We start from the raw sequence: 23,696 nt of genomic DNA, 5'->3' as shown, positions 1-23,696 counted from the left end.
CCTTGGGAAAAATCCGCCGCCGTCACGGCCTGTCCGCCGTCGGCGCGCCCGGACAGCAGGGCCCAGGCTGGGTGTAGACCTCCACGGGCTTGAACAGCCGCCTGTAGAAAAACTCGTCCCCCAGCCGATTCACCACGCGCACGAGCAGGGCCACGACGATCAGCGTGAAGACGACACGCCCCGCCAGCAGGCCCGACGAGTGCCCGCCGAGGACGGCCATGAGGAAGGTGTCCTCGAAGACCGAGTGCGACAGGCTCATCAGGCTCAAGGAGGAGAAGATGTCCTTGGGCGGCACCTTGCCCGAGTGGGCCTCGTGCATGATCATGCCCCCGCCGTAGGACAGGCCCATGACCATACCGACGATGGTCAGGGTCCCGGCCTCGGGCCCGATGCCCAGCAGCCGCAGGACCGGGGAGAGCAGCCGCACGCACAGGGCCGTCAGGCCCACGGCCGTCAGCACCCGCATGAAGGCGTTGAGGGCCGTGATGATGACGAAGACCATGGCCAGGTTGCGGACCTGGTCCACGGACCAGACCACGAGGCTGGCGCTCTCGGGCTCGGGCCGCCACATGAGCACGTTCGGCTCCTGCAGCCATCCGCCCCACGCATAGACGCGAGCCAGGATGAAACCGAGGACCAGGGCCCCGCCGATGCGCAGCAGCGCCTGGAAGCCGATCCTGGGGCCCGATTTGCGCACGATCTGCAGTTCCACGGGCATGGAGTGGGCCACCAGTATCATGGTGCACAGCACCGTGACCTGGGCCACGCTCAGCTCGTGCTGCCCGGCCAGGGAGACGAAGACGATCATGCCGCTGTAGATGTTGTTGATCATGGCCGTGGCCCAGACCAGCCCCATCTCGCCGGGCAGGCCGACCAGGTGCATGACGGGCGCCAGCGGCAGCGCCAGCCAGGCGATGAGGCCCAGTTCCTGCAGAATTTTGACCGCGATCACGATGGGGATCATGATCTTGTAGAGTTCGAGGCTGATGCTGACCGAACGCCGCAGCACGGCCTTGGCTTCTTCGAGGAGGTGCATGCTCTTCCCGTCTGAATGGAGATTGCGGTTGCGGCCCCGGTCCCGAGCGGACCAAAGCCGCAGCCGTCTAGAATATCTGCTTGAGCAGGCTTTCCCCGCCGGCGTTGGAGGAGCCCGGCGCCGCGTCGAGTTCATCCGGCATGGCGGTCATGGTCGGCTCCGTGCCGTTGACGAAGGGCAGCATGTACGCCTCGGCCGCGTCCGGCCCGGCCAGCCGTCCGGTGCGCGCGTCCACACGGGCCATGACGATGCCCGGAGGCACCGTGAAGTTCTCCACGGGATATCCCGGCTCGACCTTGGCGCGGTAATCGATCCAGATGGGCAGTGCGGCCCGGGCCCCGGTCTCGAACTTGCCCATGGGCCTGACCTGGTCGTAGCCGACCCAGACGCCGGTCAGCAGGTATGGGGAGAAGCCCATGAACCAGGCGTCCTGTTCATCGTTGGTGGTGCCGGTCTTGCCGGCCACGGGCCGACCCAAGGACTTGGCCCGGGCGCCGGTGCCCTCCTGGACGACCTGCTGCAACAGGTTGGTCACGACGTAGGCGGTTTCCGGCGACATGGCCTCCCTCGTCTCCGGCGTCGAGGAGTAGAGCTGCTCGCCCCAGGGCGAGACCACGTTCTCGATGAAACGGGGCTTGATGGACGTGCCGCCTCTGGCGAAGGCCGAGTAGGCCTCGCACATGTTGAGGGGAGAGAACTGGCCGGATCCCAGGGCTAGGGACAGATTGGGCTCCATGATGCCCGTCAGGCCCATGGCCTTGCCGCGCTCGATGATCTTGCCGATGCCGATGTCCTGGGCCACGCGGATGGTCACCAGGTTGCGGGACTTGACCAGGGCCGTGCGCAGCAGCGTGGGACCGTAGAAGATGCCTTCGAAATTCTCGGGCTTCCACGTCTCGCCGCTGCCGTCCTCGAAGACGATGGGGGCGTCGAGGACGATGCTGGCCGCGGTGTAGCCGTTGTCCAGGGCCGCCGAGTAGACGATGGGCTTGAAAGCCGAGCCGGGCTGGCGCAGGGCCTGGGTGGCACGGTTGAACTGGCTGCGGAAGAAATCGTAGCCGCCGCACAGGGCCAGGACCTCTCCCGAACGCGGGTCCATGGACACCAGGGCGCCCTCGACCTTGGGCTCCTGGTCCAGGGAAAGCTGCCAGGGCTTGTCCTTGCCCGTTGCGTTCACGACGGCCCAAACCACGTCACCGAGCCTGACCACCTTGCCCGCGTCGCCCACCTTGCCCGCCTCCTCGGGGGCGAGTTTGGGGTTGGGCCGCCTGGCCCAAGACATGGTGGACACGGGCAGCACGCCGGTATGACCGCCGAAGCGCACCTTGGCTCCGACCTTTTCCACGCCGGTCACCAGGACCTGAGTCCGGTCCCCGACCTTGAGGTCGCCGATGTTCTGGCCGCGCAGAAATTCCTCGTAACCGCCCGGCTCGATGGTCGTGACGGGCCCCTGCCAGCCGTGGCGCTTGGAGGTTTCGCGCAGGCCCTCGCGCAGGGCCTGGTCGGCGACGACCTGATGGTCCATGTCCATGGCCGTACGGACCTGCAAGCCGCCGGCGTAGACCTTGTCCTCGCCGTACATCTCGACGAGCTGGCGGCGGACTTCCTCCAGGTAGTACGGTCCGACCTTCCAGGACGGGTCCTCCTGGGCGCCGTAGACCAGCGGCTCGTTGACGGCGGCCTCGTACGCGGCCTGATCGACCCAGCCCAGTTCCCGCAGGCGGGAGAGGACATAGAGCTGCCGCTCCCTGGCCCGCTCGGGGTTGCCGTAGGGCGAGTAGCGCGACGGGGCCTTGGGCAGGCCGGCCAGCAGGGCCGCCTGGGCCAGGGTCAGCTGGGAGGCGTTCACGCCGAAGTACTCCCTGGCCGCAGCCTCCACGCCGTAGGCCTTGGCCCCGAGGTAGATCTGGTTGAGGTAGATGGTCAGGATCTCGTCCTTGCTCAGGTATTTCTCCAGGCGGTAGGCCAGGATGATCTCCTTGATCTTGCGCTCGTAGCTGCGTTCCGGCGTGAGCAGCATGGACTTGATGACCTGCTGGGTGATGGTGCTGCCGCCCTGGACGATGCCCCCGGCCACAAGGTTCTTGACCGCGGCCCGGAAAATGCCCGGCAGATCCACGCCCTCGTGCTGGTAAAACCCCGAGTCCTCGGCGGCCAGGAAAGCCTTGACCGTGATGGGGCTCATCATGGACAGCGGGATGAGAAAACGCTTCTCGCGATAGAAATAGCCCAGAATCCGCCCGTCCCTGGCCCTGACCGTGGTAGCCAGCGCCGGGGAATAGTCGCTCAGCTTCGTGAACCCGGGCAGATCCTCCTGGGCCCAGTAGTACAGGCCCACGCCAGCTCCGCCCGCCAGCAAGGCGCCCAGGACTGCCAGAACCAGAAATATCTTCAGAATTTTCATGATTTCACCTTTGAACTGCATTCAAGCCCAAGCTTCGCGCACATCTCGCGATGCAGGGCCCTGGCTTCGGCGCTGTCGGTGCCCATGGCGCCGAGCATCGAAGAGAGAGAGGAACATTCCCTGTTGGCCAGGCACTCTTCGGCCGTGAACCAGGTCAGCCGGCCCTCGAAATGCCACAGGGGAAAAAGACGACAATAGAAGGGCCGCACGCTGCGCTCCAACCGGCAACCGTTCTCGCCCAGAAAGACGCATCGGCCCTCGGCGGTGGTGGCCAGCCTCCAGTGGGAGCCCTGGAGCGGGAAGGCCTTCCCGATGTCGCAATCCGGGAGGAGCACGGCCAGCTGCTCCACGAAGCCGGGCGTGTTGGCGGCGAGCACGAAGCATTCCGCGCCTTCGCCAGCGCCTCTGATGGCGGTCATCTCGGCCGTGGAGACGGGGAAGCAGTATTCCTCGTCCCCGCTGGAAACGGCGCAGCAGGTGCGCCCCACTGCCGCGCAACGGCGGCAGACATCCGGGTGTATGGTTGGCGTATCGTTCATGATTCTCGGGAAAAAATGTGATGCGGCCCGGTACGGTCAGGACCTGGAGAACTTGACCCGGCCCTTGCCGAGGACATCATGCATGTGCACCATGCCGGCCAGGGTCCGGTCCGCGCCGACCACGGGCAGAACCGTGATGGCGCGGGATTCCATGATGTCGAGGACCTCGGCGGCCTTCTGCCCGGGGGTGGCGTGCAGGGGACCGGCGGTCATGACCGAGTCCACGGCGACGTCCAGATCCAGACGGCCGGCGCAGACCAGGCGGCGCACGTCGCCGTCGGTCAAGAGCCCCAGGAGGCGCCCCTCGCGGTCCAGCACGCAGACGCAGCCGAGCTTGCCGGCGTTGAGGACCTCCAGAGCCTGGCCCAGGGAAGCCCCGCTCGGCGTGACCGGCAGCTGCGAGGAACGCATGAGTTCCTCCACACGCTGGGTCAGACGCTGGCCCAAGGCCCCGCCGGGGTGGAAGCGCCGAAAATCGTCCAGGGCGAAGGACTTCCACTCGATGAGGCAGACGGCCAGGGCGTCGCCGACGGCCAGGGTGGCCGTAGTGCTGGCCGTTGGGGCCACGCCCAGGGGACAGGCCTCGCAGGGCACCGACGTGTCGATGACCACGTCGGACAGGCCGGCCATGGTCGAGTTCACGCCCCCGGTCAAGGAAATGACGGCGCCAGCCAGGGACTTGAGGCTCGGCAGGATGTTGTTCAGTTCGTCCGTCTCGCCGGAGTTGGAGATGGCCACGATGACGTCCTCGCGACGGATCATGCCCAGGTCGCCGTGGGCCCCCTCCACCGGGTGCAGGAAAAAGGACGGGGTACCCGTGCTACTCAGCGTCGCCGCGATCTTACGGCCCACCAGGCCGGACTTGCCCAGGCCCGTGATCACGACACGGCCGGTACAGCCGGCCATGAGCTCCAGGGCGCGGACAAAGGAACCATCCAGCCTGTCGCGCACGGCGCGCAGGCCCCGGGCCTCGATGTCCAGAACCTCGCGGGCCTTGTCCAGCCAGTTTCCGCCCATCCCTTCACCGGCCATCTAGCAGCACTCCAGGGACAGCTTGCCCATGCCCTCGTCGGGCAGCACGGGGTAGGCGCCGTTGAAGCAGGCCAGGCAGAAGTTTTCCGGGGCGCGCACAGCCTTCAGCAGGCCGCCGATGGTGATGTAGTGCAGGCTGTCCAGACCCAGGTAGCGGCCTATGTCGGCCACGGAATGGTTGGCCGCGATGAGCTCGCCCTTGGAGGAGAAGTCGATGCCGTAGTAGCAGGGGTAGCGGATGGGCGGACAGCTGACGCGCATGTGGATCTCCTTGGCCCCCAGCTCCCTGAGCTGCTTGACGCGGGTGCGGATGGTCGTGCCGCGCACGATGGAGTCCTCGACGATGACCACGCGCTTGCCCTTGATCATGGACTTGACGGGATTGAGCTTCACGCGGACCGAAAAGTCGCGCATGCCCTGGGTCGGCTGGATGAAGGTCCGCCCTACGTAGTGGTTGCGGATCATGCAGGCCTCGAAGGGCAGGCCCGACTGCTGGGCGTAGCCCACGGCCGCGTACACGCCCGAGTCGGGGAACGGCATGACGAAATCGGCGTCGGCCGGACACTCCTGGGCCAGGATCTTGCCCATGCTCTTGCGCGCGTTGTAGACTTCCTGGTCGAAGACCAGGGAATCGGGCCGGGCGAAGTAGATGAGCTCGAAGATGCAGGAACTCTGCCTGTCGGCCGGCTCCATGAAGCGGTGCGAGATCATGCGCCCGTCCTCGATGACGAGCATCTCGCCCGGGTCGAGACAGCGCAGGTACTCGGCCTCCAGCAGATCGAAGGCGCAGGTTTCCGAGGCCAGTACGTAGGCGTCGCCGACCCGGCCCAGCGACAAGGGCCTGAACCCCCACGGGTCGCGCACAGCGATGAGCTTCTGGTTGACCATGAAGAGCAGGCTGTAGGAGCCCTTGATGCGGCTGCAGGCCTTGGCGATGGCTTCCTCGGGGGTGCCGCCGTTCATGTACTTGGCCACGAGGTGCATGATGACCTCGCTGTCCATGGTGGTCTGAAAGATGGTGCCCTGGTTTTCCAGTTCCTCGCGCAGGGAGATGGTGTTGACCAGGTTGCCGTTGTGGGCCAGGGCCAGATTCATGCCCTTGTAGGTGACCTTGAAGGGCTGGGCGTTGCGGATCAGCGAGGCGCCCGTGGTCGAGTAGCGGATGTGCCCCATGGCCACGTTGCCCTTGAGCTGGTGGCCCAGGTGGCGCTCCTGGAACACGTCCGCGACCAGGCCCATGCCGCGCTGCTCACGGATGGTCTGGCCGTCCCAGGTGATGATGCCGGCGCTTTCCTGACCGCGGTGCTGCAGGGCGTAGAGGCCGAAATACGTCATGCGCGCCGCTTCGGGATGACCGTAAATTCCAAATAATCCGCAAGCTTCCTTTTTCATATCGTTTCACGTTCCGTGTAGGTGTTCCTGAATGTGCAAAAGCCCAGGACCGCCGAAGGCCCTGAGCTTTGTACCAAAATCCGTGGTCCCGGGCACCCCTGGGCTAGTAGTCGCGACCGGGTTCCCGGTAGTATTCCTGCAGGCATTTCACGTCCAGACCTGAGGAGCTGCGTTCCTTGATGGCCATGGCCAGGGCCTTGGCCGCCGCCAGGTTGGTCGTGTAGGGCAGGCCGTACATGACCGTGGTCCGCCTGAGCTCGGAGGAGTCCTCCTTGGTGCGCTTGCCCGACGACGTGTTGATGACCAGCTGGATGTCCCCGTTCTTGATGTGGTCGATGACGTTTGGCCGCCCCTCGTAGACCTTGTTGACCACCTGGCACTCCACGCCGTGCCCGGCCAGGAAGGCGGCCGTGCCCCGCGTGGACATGATGGTGAAGCCGAGCTTCTGGAAGGTCTTGGCCGGGATGACGATGCCGTTCTTGTCGTGGTCGTTGACCGAGATGAACACGCACCCCGAGGCGGGCAGGAACTGCCCGGCCGCCAGCTGGGCCTTCATGAAGGCCAGGCCGAAGGACGGGTCCACGCCCATGACTTCGCCGGTGGAGCGCATCTCGGGCCCGAGCAGGGCGTCCACGCCGGGGAAGCGGTTGAAGGGCAGCACGGCCTCCTTGACGGCATAGTAACCGCCCTTGCGCATGTCCCAGGGCTTCAGGTCGCGGAGCTTCTCGCCCATCATGACCCGCGTGGCCAGCTTGGCCAGGGGCACGCCCGTGGCCTTGGAGACGAAGGGCGAGGTGCGCGAGGCGCGGGGGTTCACTTCCAGGATGTAGACCTGCTCGTCCTTGAGGGCGAACTGAATGTTCATGAGGCCCACCACGCCCAGTTCCTTGGCCAGGGCCTTGGTCTGACGCTCGATCTCCTGAATCCACATCTTGCCCACGGTGTGCGGGGGCAGCACGCAGGCCGAGTCGCCGGAGTGGATGCCGGCCTCCTCGATGTGTTCCATGATGCCGGCCACATAGGTGTCCTCACCGTCACTCAGGGCATCGACGTCGATCTCGATGGCGTTCTCCAGGAACTTGTCGATGAGGATGGGGTGTTCGGGAGCCACGGTCACGTGCCTGTCGAAATACTCGCGCAGGGACTTGTCGTCATAGACGATGTCCATGGCCCGGCCGCCCAGGACGTAGGAGGGCCGCACCACCACGGGGTAGCCGATGCGCACGGCCACGACCAGGGCCTCGTCCACGCTCATGGCCGTCCCGTTGTTGGGCTGCAGCAGGTCGAGCTTCTTCAGGAGGGCCTGGAAGCGCTCGCGGTCTTCGGCGCGGTCGATGGAGTCGGGGGAGGTGCCCAGGATCGGCACGCCCTCGCGCAGAAGCGGCACGGCCAGGTTCAGCGGGGTCTGGCCGCCGAACTGGACGATGACGCCCTCGGGCTTCTCCTGCTCGATGATGGCCAGCACGTCCTCGCGGGTCAGGGGCTCGAAATAGAGGCGGTCGGAGGTGTCGTAGTCCGTGGACACGGTCTCGGGGTTGGAGTTGACCATGATGGACTCGATGCCCATCTCGCGCAGGGCGTAGGAGGCGTGCACGCAGCAGTAGTCGAACTCGATGCCCTGGCCGATGCGGTTGGGGCCGCCGCCGAGGATGACGACCTTGCGCTTGTCGGAAACGCGGGCCTCGTTCTCGGTCTCGTAGGTGGAATAGTAGTATGGGGTGTAGGCCTCGAACTCAGCGGCGCAGGTGTCCACGAGCTTGTAGGTCGGCAGAATGCCGGCCTCCTTGCGCATGTTGCGGATGTCGATCTCGCCGCGCTTCCAGAGGGTGGCCAACTGCCGGTCCGAGAAGCCCATGGCCTTGGCCTGGCGCAGGACGCTGACGAACTCGGGGTTGTCCACGGTCAGGTTGCCCTGCAGGCCGACGTTCTTGAGCACGGCCTCGAAGTCCACGATGTCCTTGAACTGGCGGATGAACCAGGGATCGATGGCCGAGGCCTCGAAGATGTCCTCCTCGGTCAGCCCGGCCAGCAGGGCCTGGCGGATCTGGAACAGGCGGCGCGAGTTGGGCTTGCGCAGCCCGGCCAGGATCTCCTCGGTGTCGGGGAGGCGGCCGTCGAAATTCTTGCCCAGGCCGGGGTAGCCGATCTCCAGGGACCGCAGCCCCTTCTGCAGGGCTTCCTTGAAGGTCCGGCCGATGGCCATGGTCTCGCCCACGCTCTTCATGGCCGTGGTCAGGTAGTCCTCGGCGCCGGGGAACTTCTCGAAGGTGAAGCGCGGGATCTTGATGACCACGTAGTCGATGGTCGGCTCGAAGGCGGCGATGGTCTCGCGGGTGATGTCGTTCTGCAGCTCGTCGAGGGTGTAGCCGATGGCCAGCTTGGCCGCGATCTTGGCGATGGGGAAACCCGTGGCCTTGGAAGCCAGGGCCGAGGACCGCGACACGCGCGGGTTCATCTCGATGATCATCATGTCGCCGTTGGCCGGGTTGAGGGCGAACTGCACGTTGGAGCCGCCCGTCTCCACGCCGATCTCGCGCATGATGGCCAGGGAGGCGTCGCGCATCTTCTGGTACTCGTCGTCGGTCAGGGTCTGGGCTGGGGCCACGGTGACGGAGTCGCCGGTGTGCACGCCCATGGGGTCCAGGTTCTCGATGGAGCAGATGATGACGCAGTTGTCCTTCTTGTCGCGCACGACTTCGAGCTCGTACTCCTTCCAGCCCAGAAGCGACTCCTCGAGCATGACCTCCGTGGTCAGACTGGCGGCCAAGCCCTGCTGGGCGATGCGCTCCAGGTCTTCCTTGTTGTAGGCCACGCCGCCGCCCGTGCCGCCCAGGGTGAAGGCGGGGCGCACGATGATGGGGAACTTGAGCTTCTCGCCCCACTCGCGCACGTCGTCCAGGGAGCGGGCGATGCCGCTTTTGGGCACCTTCAGGCCGATCTTCTCCATGGCCTTGCGGAAGAGCTGGCGGCTCTCGGCCTTCTTGATGGCCGGCAGGGACGCGCCGATGAGCTCCACGCCGTACTTCTCCAGGACCCCGTTCTCGGCCACGGCCACCGCCGTGTTCAGGCCGGTCTGGCCGCCAAGGGTCGGCAGGAGGGCGCAGGGACGCTCCTTTTCAATGATGCGGGCCACGGTCTCGGGCTCGATGGGTTCGATGTAGGTCCGGTCGGCCAGGTTCGGATCGGTCATGATCGTCGCCGGGTTGGAGTTGACCAGGATCACCTCGTATCCCTCTTCCTTGAGGGCCTTCAAGGCCTGGGTGCCGGAATAGTCGAACTCGCAGGCCTGTCCGATGACGATGGGGCCCGAGCCGATGAGCATTATCTTCTTGAGATCTGTTCTCTTGGGCATGGATGATGTGTGGGTGGGTTATATGTGAAGGAATCCCGTCACAAGCGCGGGCGGGGCTACCGCCGTCATGCCCGCACCGATGAGGCCCCAGTACACTAAACACAGAGTTCGGGAAGGTCAAACACTGCGTTCTTGCAAAATCCTGCCCAACCCGCGCCGACGCCAGGACGCCGCGACGCAGGATTCCTCACTGTTCGGGCACGTTTGACAAAATCCGAAGCTGGGCGAATTTTTGTGACGATAATGTAATCCAGGCCATCTGATTACATCATATTTTCATCATAATTCTTTTTCTTGACCAATCATCCGAATGATATTCATATCCGCCCGTCCATGGCATGTGCCACAGAAAGCCCGGCCGGCTTTGGACACGCGTGCAAACCGGTTCTTTCCCAATAATGGCAATCTTCATTGACGAAGATCATTCAAAGAATTATATTCCCAAAAAGAGAGACAACCGACCATGTTAGACAGCACAGACATCCAGATCCTGAACATCCTTCAAGAAAACGGGAAGATCACCAACGCCGAGCTGGCCCGCCAGATCGGCATGGCGCCGTCGGGCGTTCTCGAACGCGTCAAGAAGCTGGAGCAGAAGGGCATCATCGCCGGCTACGAGGTCCGCCTGAACCCCAAGGCCCTGGGGATTTCCCTCTCGACCTTCATCCAGATCAAGACCTCCGACGCCGTTGGCAGTTCCGAGATAGGCCGCCAGCTGGCCGGGATCGACGAGGTGCAGGAAGTGCACTGGACCGCGGGCGAGTACAACTATCTCGTCAAGGCGCGGGTCAGCAGCACCGAAACCCTGGCCCTGCTCATGAAGAAGTTCGGCGAGATCCCCGGGGTGCGCGACAGCCGCACCACGCTGGTCCTCGATACCCTGAAGGAAACGCAGGCCCTGTCGCTGCAGTTCATCGAGTGCAGGCAACCCAAGAAAACGACAAAATAACACCCAGTACAGGAGACGAGGAATGGACAGTTCAGCTTTGGACAAAAAGATCCGCGACCGCGGCAGGGAGTTCTTCGCCAGCATTTCCGGCGAGGCGCCTTCCATCTTCAACAAGGGCTGGTGGACCGGCAAGGTCATGGACTGGTCCATGAAGAACGAAAACTTCAAGGTTCAGCTTTTCCGCTTCGTCGACGTCCTGCCCTATCTGAACACCTCCGACTCCCTGACCCGCCACATCGACGAGTACTTCGCCGGCGACGACCAGGACGTGCCCAAGGTCCTCAAATGGGGAGCGGGCGCCATGGGCTCGGGCCTGGGCGGAAAGCTGGCCGCCGGCCTCATGGCCAAGACAATCCGCTCCAACATCGAGGGCATGGCCAAGCAGTTCATCATCGGCGAGAACACCTCCGACGCCATGAAGAACCTGAAGAAGATCCGCAAGGACGGCTTCGCCTTCACCGTGGACATCCTGGGTGAGGCCACGGTCAGCGAGATCGAGTCCGAAGCCTACCTGAACGAATATCTGGAACTCCTGGCCGCCCTGAAGAAGGAGCACTCATCCTGGCCCGCCCTGGGCGTGGGCGAACTGGACTGGGGACACGCCCCCAAGGTCAACATCTCGGTCAAGCCCACGGCCCTCTTCTCCCAGGCCTCGCCCAAGGATTTCGAAGGGTCCGTGCGCGGGATCCAGGAACGCCTGGCCGCCATCCTGCGCAAGGTGAAGGAGATGAACGGCTTCATGCGCATCGACATGGAGCAGTACAAGTTCAAGGACATCACCCTTGAGGTGTACCGCCGCCTGCGTTCGAGCGAGGAGTTCCGCGACTACCCACACCTGGGCATCGTCCTGCAGGCCTACCTCAAGGACACGGACCGCGACCTGGCCGACCTCCTGGCCTGGGCCAGGGCCCAGAAGCTCCCCATTTCCGTGCGCCTGGTCAAGGGCGCCTACTGGGACTACGAAACCGTCATCGCCAAGCAGAACGGCTGGGACATCCCGGTCTGGACCGTCAAGGCCGAGAGCGACGCGGCCTACGAGCGCCAGGCCAGGGTCATCCTGGAGAACCACGACATCTGCCACTTCGGCTGCGCCTCCCACAACATCCGCACCATCTCCGCGATCATGGAAACGGCCAGGGAGCTGAACGTGCCCGAGGAGCGCTATGAATTCCAGGTGCTCTACGGCATGGCCGAACCCGTGCGCAAAGGCCTGCTGAACGTGGCCAAGCGCGTGCGCCTCTACGCCCCCTACGGCGACCTGCTGCCCGGCATGGCCTATCTGGTGCGCCGCCTGCTGGAGAACACGGCCAACGAGTCCTTCCTGCGCCAGTCCTTCGCCGAGGAGGCCGAGGTCGACCGCCTGCTGGAAAACCCGGTCCAGACGGCCGAACGCGAAAAGGCCTGCCGCGCCCCCAAGGCGGAAGCCGAGGCCAAGGGCCTGCCCCGCTTCGAGAACGAGCCCTTCGCCGACTTCACCAGGGAGTCCGTGCGCAAGGCCTTCATCGACGCCGTGACCCAGGTCCGCTCACAGCTCGGCCGCGAGTACCCGCTGGTCATCGGCGGCAAGGAAGTGCGCACCGCCGACACCCTGCCCTCGGTCAACCCGGCCAATCCGAGCGAAGTCATCGGCACCATCTGCCAGGCGTCCACCAAGGAGATCGACTTGGCCATCGAGGCCGCCAAGAAGGCCGCCCCGGCCTGGAAGGCCCTGTCCCCCGAGGAACGCGCAAGCTTCCTGCACAAGGCCGCCGACGTCGCCCGCAAGGACATCTTCACCCTGTCGGCCTGGCAGACCCTCGAGGTCGGCAAGCAGTACGACCAGGCCCAGGCCGACGTGGCCGAGGCCATCGACTTCCTCGAATACTACGCCCGCGAAATGATCCGCCTCGGCAAACCCCAGCGCATGGGCCGCGCCCCGGGCGAGATGAGCCAGCTCATCTACCAGCCCAAAGGCATCGCGGCCGTCATCGCGCCCTGGAACTTCCCCCTGGCCATCAGCTGCGGCATGAGCGCGGCGGCCATCGTGACCGGCAACCCGGTGCTGTACAAGCCCGCCGGCCCTTCCTCGGTGGTCGGCTTCACGCTGTCCGAGATCTTCCGCAAGGCCGGCCTGCCCGACGGCGTGTTCAACTACGTGCCGGGCCGCGGCTCGGTCATGGGCGACTACCTCGTCGAGCACCCCGACATCTCCCTGATCGCCTTCACCGGCTCCATGGAGGTCGGGCACCGCATCATCAACAAGGCCTCGGTGGTCCACCCCGGCCAGAAGCAGATCAAGAAGGTCATCGCCGAACTGGGCGGCAAGAACGCCATCATCATCGACGATGACGCCGACTTGGACGAGGCCATCAGGGAAGTGCTCCACTCCGCCTTCGCCTTCCAGGGCCAGAAGTGCTCGGCCTGCTCGCGCGTCATCGTGGTCGAGCCCATCTACGCCAAGTTCATCGAACGGCTGGTGGAGGGCGCCCGCTCCCTGGCCATCGGGCCCGCCGAGGACCCGACCTACTTCATGGGCCCGGTGGTCGACGACAAGGCCCAGGCCAACGTGCTCAAATACATCGAGATCGCCAAGAGCGAGGGCAAGCTCCTGGTTTCCAGCTCCGCGCCGTCGAACGGCTACTACGTGCCCCTGACCATCGTCGAGGACATCACGCCCGAGCACCGCATCGCCCAGGAGGAGGTCTTCGGCCCGGTCCTCTCGATCATGAAGGCCAAGAACTTCGACCAGGCCCTCGAGTGGGCCAACTCCACCCGCTACTCCCTGACCGGCTCCGTCTTCTCGCGCAGCCCCAGGCATCTTGAGCGCGCCCGTGCCGAGTTCAACGTCGGCAACCTGTACCTGAACCGCGGCTCCACCGGCGCCCTGGTCGAACGCCACCCCTTCGGCGGCTTCAACATGTCCGGCATCGGCTCCAAGGCCGGCGGCCCCGACTACCTGCTGCAGTTCATGGACCCCCGCGTGGTCTGCGAAAACACCATGCGCCGCGGCTTCGCCCCCATCGAGGCCGACGACGACTGGATCATCTGACGCGCGTCATCGCTTCGCATCGCGGCTTGCCGGACACCTGTCCGGCAAGCCTTTTTTTTGTCCGCACGGTTCCCGCCAGAGGCCGCAACAAACCTTTGGTCCGAACAATCACCCATCACAGGGGGATGCAAATCCGCGATCATCCGTATTGGGGTCTTGTCCAGCGGTTGTATTCGAACAAAATTTCGCATAATCTATTTTCTTCGAATATTCGCCAACGCAGTTCCGTCCTGGGCGAGCACCTTTCTCTTTTTGGAAAGAAATTGATTTCCAACCGGTTCTCATGTAGTCATTTTTTACAAAATTTGCATATTGATCCCTTCGTTCCCGCTTCCGTCCCTTGTTTTTCCCAAAGGGGGTAATCCGGATTCTCCGGTTCCATATCTCACCCAAACCGGTCCGCCGTCCGCGGACCCAAGGGCTCTGCAACCTGAAGGAGGACTGCATGAAGAAAAAGTTGTTCACACTTGGATTCCTGACCCTGGCCCTCGTGGCGCTGACCCTGGGGTCGGCCTGGGCGAAGACCGTCCGCATCGGCCTCATGTGTCCCCTGACGGGCTCCTGGGCCAGCGAAGGCCAGGACATGAAGCAGATCGTCGAGTTGCTCGCGGCCGAGACCAACAAGGCCGGAGGCATTAACGGAGACCAGGTCGAGATCGTCATCGAGGACGACGGCGGCGATCCGCGCCAGGCCGCCCTGGCAGCCACCCGCCTGACCACCAAGGAAATTTCCTCCGTCATCGGCACCTACGGTTCCTCCGTGACCGAAGCCTCCCAGAACATCTACGCCGAATCCGGCATCCTGCAGGTCGCCACGGGTTCCACGGCTATCCGCCTGTCCGAGAAGAACCTGCCCCTCTTTTTCCGTACCTGCCCCCGCGACGACGAGCAGGGCATGGTCGCCGCCAAGACCCTGGGCGCCCTGGGCTACTCCAAGATCGCCATCCTGCATGACAACACCTCCTACGCCAAGGGCCTGGCCGACGAAGCCAAGTCCCTGCTCGAAAAGGAAGGCAAGACCATCGCCTTCTTCGACGCCCTGACCCCCGGCGAGCGCGACTACAACGCCATCCTGACCAAGCTCAAATCCGCCGCCCCCGACGTCGTCTTCTTCACCGGCTACTACCCCGAAGCCGGCATGCTGCTGCGCCAGAAGATGGAAATGGGCTGGAACGTGCCCATGCTCGGCGGCGACGCCACCAACAACCCCGACCTCGTCAAGATCGCCGGCAACAAGGCTGCCGACGGCTACATGTTCCTGAGCCCGCCCGTGCCGGCCGACCTCGACACCCCCGAAGCCAAGGCTTTCATGGAAGCCTACAAGGCCAAGTACGGCACCGCTCCCGGCTCCGTCTGGGCCGTGCTGGCCGGCGACGCCTACCGCGTCATCGTCGAAGCCATCGCCAAGTCCAAGGAAACCTCCGGCGAAAAGCTCGCCGCTTACCTCAGGACCCAGCTCAAGGATTTCTCCGGCCTGACCGGCAAGATCTCCTTCAACGATAAGGGCGACCGCGTGGGCGACCTGTACCGCGTGTACAAGGTCGACGCCGCCGGCGCCTTCGTCCTGCAGCCGTAAACGCCAAGGGCTCCCCCGTTCGGGGGAGCCCTTTTCCATCAACACATTGCCCTGGCGTTCATCATGGAAGAATTTTTTCAGCAGCTGACCAACGGTCTGGCGGTCGGAGGCATCTACGCCCTCATCGCCCTGGGCTACACCATGGTCTACGGGGTCATGAAGCTCATCAACTTCGCCCACGGAGACCTTTTCACCATTGGCGCCTATCTCGGCCTGACCCTGCTGGTGTCCCTCGGCCTCTTCGACAAGATCGGGCCGCTCCCGGCGGTGATCCTGCTGGCCGTCATGGTCATGATCCTGGTGGCCATCATCGGCGCGATCCTCGAGCGGGTGGCCTACAAACCCCTACGGCATTCGCCGCGGCTGTCGGCCGTGGTCTCGGCCCTGGGCGCGTCCATCTTCTTTCAAAACGCGATCATGGCCATCTACAGCCCCAAATTTCTGGTCTACCCCCACGACATCCTGCCCAAGGCCGCCATCAACATCCTGGGCCTGGACATCCCGGTCATGCGCATCATCCTGTTCCTGACGTCCCTGCTGCTCATGCTGGCCCTCTACTTCTTCATCCAGAAGACCAAGATCGGCACGGCCATCCGCGCCGCGGCCATCGACCAGGGCGCGGCCAAGCTCATGGGCATCAATGTGGACCGCGTGATCATGCTCGTCTTCTGCATCGGCCCCGCCCTGGGCGGCGCGGCCGGTCTCATGGTCGGGCTCTACTACGGACAGATCAACTTCAGCATGGGCTGGATGTACGGCCTCAAGGCCTTCACCGCCGCCATCCTCGGCGGCATCGGCAACATCCCCGGAGCCATGGTCGGCGGGCTGCTGCTGGGCGTCATCGAAGCCCTGGGCGCGGCCTACATCTCCATCGCCTGGAAGGACGCAATCGCCTTCTGCGTCCTGATCCTCATCCTCATCGTCAGGCCAACGGGCCTGCTTGGAGAAAGGGTGGCTGAAAAAGTATGAAATCGAGCAAAATCCTCTATCTCGTCTTCGCCGCGGCCATGGCCACGTGCCCGTTCTTCCTCAACGCCTACTGGACGGACGTCTTCAACAACGTCGGCCTGTACGCCATCCTGGCCCTGAGCCTCAACGTCATCCTCGGCCACTGCGGGCTCTTCCACATGGGACACGCCGCGTTCTACGCCATCGGCGCGTACACCGCGGCCATCCTGAACACCACGTACGGCGTCCCCGTGCTCTGGCTCATGCCCCTGGCCGGCGTCATGGCGGGGCTGTTCGCGCTGGTCGTGGCCCGGCCCATCATCCATCTGCGCGGCGACTACCTGCTCATCGTGACCATCGGCATCGTCGAGATCGTGCGCATCGCCCTCATCAACAACGTCTTCGACATCACCGGCGGCGCCAACGGCATCTTCGGCATCAGCCGCCCTTCGGTCTTCGGCTTCAAGATTTCCAAGCCCGACCACTTCTTCTACCTCATCTGGGGGTTCGCCGCCCTGACCATCTTCCTGCTCATGCGTCTGGAGCACTCGCGCTTCGGCCGGGCGCTCCTGTACATCAAGGAGGACGAGGTGGCGGCCGGCGGCAGCGGCATCAACGTGGCCCACCACAAGCTCGTGGCCTTCATCATCGGCGCGGTCTGGGCCGGCATGTGCGGCACCATCTACGCGGCCAAGATGACCATCATCGCGCCGGAGTCCTTCTCCTTCGCCGAGTCGGTCATCCTCTTCACCATCGTCATCCTGGGCGGCTCGGGCAGCATCCCCGGCGTCATCCTCGGGTCCTTCCTGCTCGTCGGGCTGCCCGAAGTCTTCCGCGGCCTGGCCGAATATCGCATGCTCGTCTTCGGCGCGGCCATGGTCCTGATGATGATCTTCCGCAACCAGGGCCTGCTGCCGCCCGGACCCAAGCGGTACGACATCGCGGCCAAGCTCCACGCGGGAGGTGCACAGTGACCCTTCTGTCCGTCGACAACCTGAGCAAGAGCTTCGGTGGCCTCATGGCCGTGAACGACGTCACCTTCGAGGTGGAGAAAGGCAGCATCGTCGGCCTCATCGGCCCCAACGGCGCGGGCAAGACCACGGTCTTCAACCTCATTACAGGCAACTACCAGCCCAACACGGGCACGGTCCTCTTCGACGGTCAGAACCTCGTCGGACTGCCCACCCACACCATCGTGGAAAAGGGCATCGCGCGCACGTTCCAGACCATCCGCCTGTTCCAGAACATGACGGTTCTGGAGAACGTCCTGGCCGGAGTCCACTGCCGCATGCGCGCGGGGTGCATCGCGGCCATGCTGCGTACGCCCGCACAGCGCCGGGAAGAGGAAGAGGCCATGCGGCAGGCCATGTCGGAACTGGAATTCGTGGGCCTGGCCAGGGAATGGCAGAACAAGGCAAAGAACCTGTCCTACGGCAACCAGCGTCTCCTGGAGATCGCCCGCGCCCTGGCCACCAAGCCCAAGCTCATCGTGCTCGACGAACCCGCCGGCGGCATGAACGACCAGGAGACACAGGAACTCATCAGCCTCATCCGCGCCATCCAGGACCGCGGCATCACGGTGCTCCTGATCGAACACGACATGGGGCTGGTCATGCGCGTCTGCTCGTCCCTGGTGGTGCTGGAGCACGGGGCCAAGATCGCCTCCGGAACCCCCGCTGAAATCCAGTCCAATCCACGGGTCATCGAAGCCTATCTCGGCGCCGACTCCGAATAAGGTATCCGCCATGCTGCTCAAAATCGAAAATCTGCGCGTCAACTACGGCAATGTCGAAGCCCTGCACGGCATCAACCTCGAAGTGAACGAGGGCGAGATCGTGACCATCCTCGGCGCCAACGGGGCCGGAAAGTCCACCACCCTGAACGCCATCAGCGGCCTGGTGCAGATCACCGGCGGTGGGATCTTCTTCCAGGACACAGCCCTGCACAAGCTCCCGGCCCACGAGATCGTCAAGCTCAAGATCACCCAGAGCCCCGAAGGCCGGCGCGTCTTCACGACCCTGACGGTGCAGGAGAACCTCATGCTCGGGGCTTTCACCTCGGTCAACACCGAGCGCATCCAGAAGAGCCTGAAGTGGATCTACACCCTCTTCCCGCGCCTGGAGGAACGCCGCAGACAGCTGGCCGGCACCCTGAGCGGCGGCGAACAGCAGATGCTGGCCATCGGCCGGGCGCTCATGGCCAACCCCAAGATCCTGCTCCTGGACGAACCGAGTCTGGGTCTGGCGCCCATCCTGGTCAAGTCCATCTTCGACACGGTCAGGGAGATCAACAAATCCGGCGTGACGGTCATCCTCGTGGAGCAGAACGCCAAGGCCGCCCTCAAGCTCGCCGACCGCGGCTACGTCATGGAAGTGGGCAACATCGTGCTGGCCGACTCCGCCGCCAACCTGCTCCAGAACGAACAGGTCCAGAAGGCCTACCTGGGCGGCGGTCACTAGCCCCTTTCAGCGCAGAGCGGACAAAGGAAAGCCACGCCGGTTCCGCCGACGTGGCTTTTTCATTGCGCGCTGTCCGCACAATCCCCCTTTCCTCCCAGAATCCGTCATGGCGGAAAGGGTCTGCAGAGAACCGCCGGACCGGTGTACCGCAGCGCCCTCACTCCCTGCCCAGGCGGCAGACGATCTCGAACTCCTCCGGCGCGACCGGCATGACCGACAGCCGCGAGCCCTTCTTCAGCAGCTCCATCCGCTCCAGGCCCTTGACCCCGCGCAACGCGGCCAGAGGGACAGGGCTCGCAAACTTCTCCACGAACTGCACATCGACCATGAACCAGAGGGGCTTATCGGGCGTGGACTTGGGATCGAAGTGTCTGTCCTCGGGATTCCAGGCCGTGTGGTCCGGATACGCCTCCCTGGCCACCCTGGCGACGCCGGCCACCGAAGGGTTCGTCACGCTGTGGTAAAACAGGATCAGATCCCCCACGCTCATGCCGTCGCGCATGAAGTTGCGCGCCTGGTAGTTGCGCACCCCGTCCCAGCTTGTGGTGCCGCCGGGCAGGGCCGCTAGATCGTCGATGGAAAAGCACCCCGGTTCCGTCTTCATGAGCCAGTATTTCATCGCAGCCTCCCCCACTGAAAATTTCCCGCACTGTCCCAGAATCGCGCAAGGTCGGCAACACCCCGCCATGCGCCGCAGATACAAAAAAGGCTTCCCCCGCGCACGGGAGAAGCCTTTGAGGCGCATATCAGGCCCGATTCTACCAGTTGGAATCGGCGAAGGGATCCTGAGAACCGCCGGAGAAGCCGAAATCGGTTCCGGCAGCGGCTTCGGCCGGGGCGCCGGCGGCGCCTTCGGCGGCAGGAGCGGCTGCACCGGCGGCAGCGGCGACACCGGCCACGCCGGCAACCACGACACCGGTCTTCTTCACTTCCTCGACTTCCTTCAGCAGGGCTTCGAGCTTGCCGGTGAATTCGACGATGCGGGCTTCGGTGGTCACGAACAGGGCTTCGGCTTCGCCCTTCTTCTGGCCTTCGAATTCCTTGACCTTGGCGGCCAGGGCGGCGATTTCGGCGTCCTTGGCGGCCAGAGCCTTGGTCAGCTCATCGATCTTGGCGGCCTTGGCGTTGATCTGACCCTTGTAGTCGGCCAGTTTGGCGAACACTTCGTCCACTTCGGTCTTGGCCTTGACGGGCATGGGGGCCACGGAGACGGACTGGCCCAGCTCCACCACCTGTCCCTTGGACATCTTGGTCAGCTCGGGGTGCTGCTCGTAAATCCAGGCCTTGGCCAGGGCTGCGGCGAAGGGCACGGAATCGGCATCCAGGTCCTTCTGGGTCAGGTAACCGAGCATCTCGGCCACATTGGCGCTGCCATCACCCTTCAGATAGGCCACAAACGTATCCATGGGAAAAATCTTGCGAGCTTCAGACATGGTGTCCTCCTTTAATTAAATAACAAAGATTTTATCGTCTTCGATGAGCTTTTCGCCGATGGGCAAACGACCTACGTACCGGGCGTAAATGAGCGCCGTGGTACGGTACACCAGATGCCCCAGCTTGGACCAGGGCAGGTACCCGATAAGCATGAAGATGCTGACCAGGTGCACGTAGTAGGTGAAGAAGGCCAGGGGGGCCACGCCAGCCAGTCGGAACACTTCCGAACCGATGCCGGTCAGGGTCACGACCCAGATCACGCCGAGCAGATACCAGTCATAGTAGTTCGACCGGGATTTCGAGGTGTCCGCGTTGAGGCGGCGACGGGTCAGCAGGGTCAGGCCGGTCACCAGCAGGACGGCGCCCACGTTGGCCAGGATCTTGACCGGGCTCCACAGGGGCATGGGCGTATGCCCGAGAGGCGCGATGAAGTGCACGACCTTGCCGCCCCAGTGGCTCACCGCCACGATGGTGGTGACGATGGCGCACGCCACGAAACCGTAAAACAGGATCTGGTGACCCTTGACGCGCTCTTCATCGGCTGGGCTGTCCACGCAGTTCTTGAACCTGGAGTGCTGCAGGATGTCGTACTTGACGGTATCGATGATGGCGTCCTTCAGGCTCGGCTTCTTGTAGCCGATGACGAAGGTCTGTCCCACCGTGGCCTTGAAGCCGTCGATCATGTTCTTGATGCCCATGCCGAAGCACAGACACACGCACAGGAACAGCAGCACGAACACCGGGTCGATGGTGAAGTCACCGGGGAAGAGGTTCCCGTAGACGATCTTGCCGTCTTCGGTCAGCGGGAAGAATGTCCCGAGCATGGCGGCCCGGATCATCCAGATGATGGCGAAGAGGGCGGCCGGGATGCCTGCCAGGATGGGCAGGTGCTTGGGCGAACTCATCCAAGTGCCGATGATGGTCGGTGCGACGAGCTTGCGGTACGCCATGTTGCGCAGGGCCGACATGAGATCGCCCGGCTTGGCGCCGCGGGGGCACAGCTCGGAGCAGTTGCCGCAGTTGTGGCACAGCCAGATGTCGATGTCGTTGACGAGCTTGTCCTTGAGACCCCACTGCGCCCAGACCATTTCCTTGCGAGGATACGGGTTGTCGGCGGGAGACATGGGGCATGTGACAGAGCAGGTCGCGCATTGGTAGCACTTCTTGAGGTCCGCACCACCCACCTCCTGCAGTTCCTTGACGAACTGCAGATTAGGCTCGATTTTCACTGTTTTGGACATACATGCTCCTCCTAGTATCCCTTGAACGGGTTGGGTCCGAGCTTGGTGATCGCATCGACGAAGTCGTCGATCATGCCGGGCACCTTGTCGTATTCGTCGATGGCCACCTGCATCTGCTGCACCCGTTCGGTTTCGATGCCGAGCTTGCCCAGAGTCTCGCCGATGTTGGCCATGCGGCGATTGCACAGCTCAGAGCCCTTGACGAAGTGGCACTGGTAGTCTTCGCCGTACTTGCAACCAAGGAGCAGACATCCGTCCGTGCCCTTGGACATGGCGTCGGCGATCCAGATGGTGTTCACGGAACCGAGACAACGGACCGGGACGATGCGGACGTACGGGCTCCACTTCTTGCCGCGCAGGGCGGCCATGTCGAGAGCCGGGTAGGCATCGTTCTCGCAGGCCAGAATGAGCATGCGCGGGCCGCCCACGGCCATGTCGTCAGGCACTTCGACCTGCTTGATGGCGGAACCGATCTGGTCGACGTTGTAGTTGTCGAAGTAGATGACGCGTTCCGGACAGGCGCCCATGCACGTGCCGCAACGGCGGCAGCGTGAGGTGTTGGGCATCGGGTTGCCCTTCTCGTCCTCGTCCAGGGCGCCGAAGGGGCATTCCTCGGTGCAGCGCTTGCACTGCGTGCAGCGCACCAGGTTGAACCTGGGGTAGGACAGGTCGCCCGAACGAGGATGGACGGCCATGCCGCGGTTGGCGGACTCGAGGCACTGGATGGCCTTGAGGGCCGCGCCGGCGGCGTCGGTCTCGGTCGTGGACAGGGTCATGGGCTGGCGCACGGTGCCGGCGGCATAGATGCCGGTGCGGCGCGTTTCGTACGGGAAGCAGATGTAGTTGGAGTCGGCGTAGCCGCTGAAGAGGTCCAGGTCGGGCATGGCCGGGCCCTGGCGGTATTTCAGCTTGAGGATCGGATCCAGGGCCGTGGTGGGCACCAGGGCCGTGGGCAGGACAAGCATGTCGACCTCGACCTCGATCTTGGCACCGAGCAGCGTATCCTCCAGGACCACGATGATGTCGCCGTCGCCGCCGTCACGTACGTCGTTGATGACGCCCTTGGTCATCATGACGCTCGGGTCGTTCTGGGCGGCCTTGTAGTAGAGTTCGTTGATGCCGGGCACCATCATGTGCTCGTAGACGACCATGGCCACGCCGCCGGGAATGAACTCGCGCACGTAGTTGGCCTGCTTGAGGGCCGTGATGGAGGTCAACTCGGAGCTGTAGTAGAGGTGCTTGCAGGTGTCCTGCTTGCTGAAGTTGGTCTTGGGCGCGTCGTCGGCTTCCTTGTTGGCAGCCGCGGCCAGGGCCGCAGCCTTGGCTTCGGCTTCCTTGGCCTCCTGCGGGACGAGTTTGTCGCCCACGCCGAGCAGGAACATGATCTTCTGGGGCTTGGCACCGTCGCTCTTGCGCACGATGGCCCCAGCCTTGGCCATGGCCTCGAACTCGCGGGAGGTCACGACGTTCTTCAGCTTGCCGTAGCCCAGGGGCTTCAGCACGGCCGTATCCTGCGGAACCCAGCCTGTGGCCAGGACCACGGAACCGCACGGAATGACGCGCTCTTGGCCGCCGACGGTCACCGTCGCCTCGTAGTTGCCAGGGGCGCCAGCGATGCTCGCGACCTCGGAATTGAGCAGGACTTCGATCTTGTCGTTGCCGGTCACTTCGGCGATCTTTTTCTCCACTCCCGTGGGGTGGGCCGCGTCATAGGGGTAGGAAAGGGGGATGGTCTTGTACATGGCCGCCGCAGCGCCGCCAAGGACATCCTTCTTTTCCACCAGGGTCACATCGTAGCCGACGGCGGCGACGTTCTTGGCCGCGGTCAGGCCGGCCCAGCCGCCGCCGATGACCAGCACGCGCTTGATGACCTCAACCTGGTCGCTGGCAGGGACGTTGGCCTTCTGCAGTTTGACCACGCCCATGTTCACATAGTCGTTGGCCATCTTGTGCAGCAGTTCAGGCGTCTGCCCGGGCTGGACCTTCTCGCCGCTCGGGTCGGCGTAGCAGAGCACGCACTGCTCGCGCAGGTTGACGCGCTCGACCAGGATGCCCTCGCCGAACTTGTAGAAGTCCCACTCCACGCGCGGCGACGTGCCGCAGATGCAGACGGCGTTGATCAGGCCGGCGTCGATGTCCTTCTGGATCATCGAACGGCCCTCGTCGCTCGCCAGGCGGGGATGGACCTTGACCACCGGACACAGATCGCTCCATTTCTTCTGCACGCCTTCGCAGAGCTTCTGGATGTCCAGCAGCCCGCCAAGGCTCGATTCGTCAAAGTATACACCAATCTTGTCGGCCATGTC

Annotated in this window: 17 protein-coding genes; 7 read left to right on the top strand and 10 right to left on the bottom strand. The window is 64.0% G+C overall.

The genetic code is table 11. The features are described 5' to 3' along the window. Positions 1-22: 22 nt before the first annotated feature. The 6 genes from G394_RS17750 to carB form a co-directional block, all read right to left on the bottom strand. A complete protein-coding gene (locus tag G394_RS17750) occupies positions 23-1,036 on the bottom strand; it encodes a nucleoside recognition domain-containing protein (RefSeq protein ID WP_043774563.1) in 1,014 nt (337 codons plus the stop codon). 67 nt (positions 1,037-1,103) lie between these two features. Further along, positions 1,104-3,440, bottom strand: a complete 2,337-nt coding sequence (locus G394_RS0103220; RefSeq protein ID WP_043774561.1) for a penicillin-binding protein 1A — start codon at positions 3,438-3,440, stop codon at positions 1,104-1,106. After that, positions 3,437-3,979, bottom strand: coding sequence for a YkgJ family cysteine cluster protein (locus G394_RS17745; protein WP_156902393.1), 543 nt, complete (start codon positions 3,977-3,979; stop codon positions 3,437-3,439). Before G394_RS17745 ends, G394_RS0103220 begins: the two co-directional genes overlap by 4 nt. 36 nt (positions 3,980-4,015) lie before the next feature. Continuing rightward, positions 4,016-5,011 carry a KpsF/GutQ family sugar-phosphate isomerase gene (locus G394_RS0103210; RefSeq protein ID WP_028576427.1) on the bottom strand — a complete coding sequence of 332 codons (996 nt, stop codon included), beginning with the start codon at positions 5,009-5,011 and terminating at the stop codon, positions 4,016-4,018. Then, a complete protein-coding gene (gene purF / locus G394_RS0103205) occupies positions 5,012-6,403 on the bottom strand; it encodes an amidophosphoribosyltransferase (protein WP_028576426.1) in 1,392 nt (463 codons plus the stop codon). It lies immediately after the preceding gene. A 103-nt stretch (positions 6,404-6,506) separates the two neighbouring features. Beyond that, entirely contained in the window at positions 6,507-9,755 is a 3,249-nt protein-coding gene (gene carB, locus G394_RS0103200; protein ID WP_028576425.1) for a carbamoyl-phosphate synthase large subunit, read from the bottom strand. A 463-nt stretch (positions 9,756-10,218) separates the two neighbouring features. On the opposite strand from carB, the gene G394_RS0103195 reads away from it, so the two are divergent. From G394_RS0103195 to G394_RS0103165, 7 genes are all read left to right on the top strand, one after another. Beyond that, a complete protein-coding gene (locus tag G394_RS0103195) occupies positions 10,219-10,704 on the top strand; it encodes an Lrp/AsnC family transcriptional regulator (protein WP_028576424.1) in 486 nt (161 codons plus the stop codon). A 22-nt stretch (positions 10,705-10,726) separates the two neighbouring features. Then, positions 10,727-13,732 carry an L-glutamate gamma-semialdehyde dehydrogenase gene (gene pruA / locus G394_RS0103190; protein WP_028576423.1) on the top strand — a complete coding sequence of 1,002 codons (3,006 nt, stop codon included), beginning with the start codon at positions 10,727-10,729 and terminating at the stop codon, positions 13,730-13,732. Between the two features lie 445 nt (positions 13,733-14,177). Beyond that, entirely contained in the window at positions 14,178-15,308 is a 1,131-nt protein-coding gene (locus G394_RS0103185) for a branched-chain amino acid ABC transporter substrate-binding protein (protein ID WP_028576422.1), read from the top strand. Between the two features lie 63 nt (positions 15,309-15,371). Beyond that, positions 15,372-16,277, top strand: a complete 906-nt coding sequence (locus G394_RS0103180; protein WP_028576421.1) for a branched-chain amino acid ABC transporter permease — start codon at positions 15,372-15,374, stop codon at positions 16,275-16,277. Continuing rightward, the gene (locus tag G394_RS0103175) at positions 16,274-17,230 is read left to right on the top strand and encodes a branched-chain amino acid ABC transporter permease (protein ID WP_028576420.1); all 957 of its coding nucleotides are present in this window, start codon (positions 16,274-16,276) and stop codon (positions 17,228-17,230) included. Before G394_RS0103180 ends, G394_RS0103175 begins: the two co-directional genes overlap by 4 nt. After that, positions 17,227-17,991, top strand: a complete 765-nt coding sequence (locus tag G394_RS0103170) for an ABC transporter ATP-binding protein (RefSeq protein ID WP_028576419.1) — start codon at positions 17,227-17,229, stop codon at positions 17,989-17,991. Before G394_RS0103175 ends, G394_RS0103170 begins: the two co-directional genes overlap by 4 nt. 10 nt (positions 17,992-18,001) lie before the next feature. Further along, a complete protein-coding gene (locus tag G394_RS0103165; protein ID WP_028576418.1) occupies positions 18,002-18,715 on the top strand; it encodes an ABC transporter ATP-binding protein in 714 nt (237 codons plus the stop codon). A gap of 157 nt (positions 18,716-18,872) precedes the next feature. Here G394_RS0103165 and G394_RS0103160 read toward each other — a convergent pair whose 3' ends face one another. The 4 genes from G394_RS0103160 to G394_RS0103145 all read right to left on the bottom strand — a co-directional run bounded on the left by G394_RS0103160 (position 18,873) and on the right by G394_RS0103145 (position 23,693). Continuing rightward, positions 18,873-19,334 carry an EVE domain-containing protein gene (locus G394_RS0103160; RefSeq protein ID WP_028576417.1) on the bottom strand — a complete coding sequence of 154 codons (462 nt, stop codon included), beginning with the start codon at positions 19,332-19,334 and terminating at the stop codon, positions 18,873-18,875. Between the two features lie 139 nt (positions 19,335-19,473). Then, positions 19,474-20,148 (bottom strand): coiled-coil domain-containing protein, encoded by a 675-nt coding sequence (locus G394_RS0103155; protein ID WP_028576416.1) that lies wholly within the window; start codon positions 20,146-20,148, stop codon positions 19,474-19,476. Between the two features lie 15 nt (positions 20,149-20,163). Beyond that, positions 20,164-21,390, bottom strand: coding sequence for a quinone-interacting membrane-bound oxidoreductase complex subunit QmoC (gene qmoC / locus G394_RS0103150; protein ID WP_028576415.1), 1,227 nt, complete (start codon positions 21,388-21,390; stop codon positions 20,164-20,166). A gap of 11 nt (positions 21,391-21,401) precedes the next feature. Beyond that, positions 21,402-23,693 carry a hydrogenase iron-sulfur subunit gene (locus G394_RS0103145; protein WP_028576414.1) on the bottom strand — a complete coding sequence of 764 codons (2,292 nt, stop codon included), beginning with the start codon at positions 23,691-23,693 and terminating at the stop codon, positions 21,402-21,404. Positions 23,694-23,696: the final 3 nt, after the last annotated feature.

Origin of the sequence: Desulfomicrobium escambiense DSM 10707, assembly GCF_000428825.1 — a bacterium.
Lineage (GTDB): Bacteria > Desulfobacterota > Desulfovibrionia > Desulfovibrionales > Desulfomicrobiaceae > Desulfomicrobium > Desulfomicrobium escambiense.
Note: the sequence above shows the minus strand (reverse complement) of the source record. Positions and strands in the feature narration are given on the sequence as shown.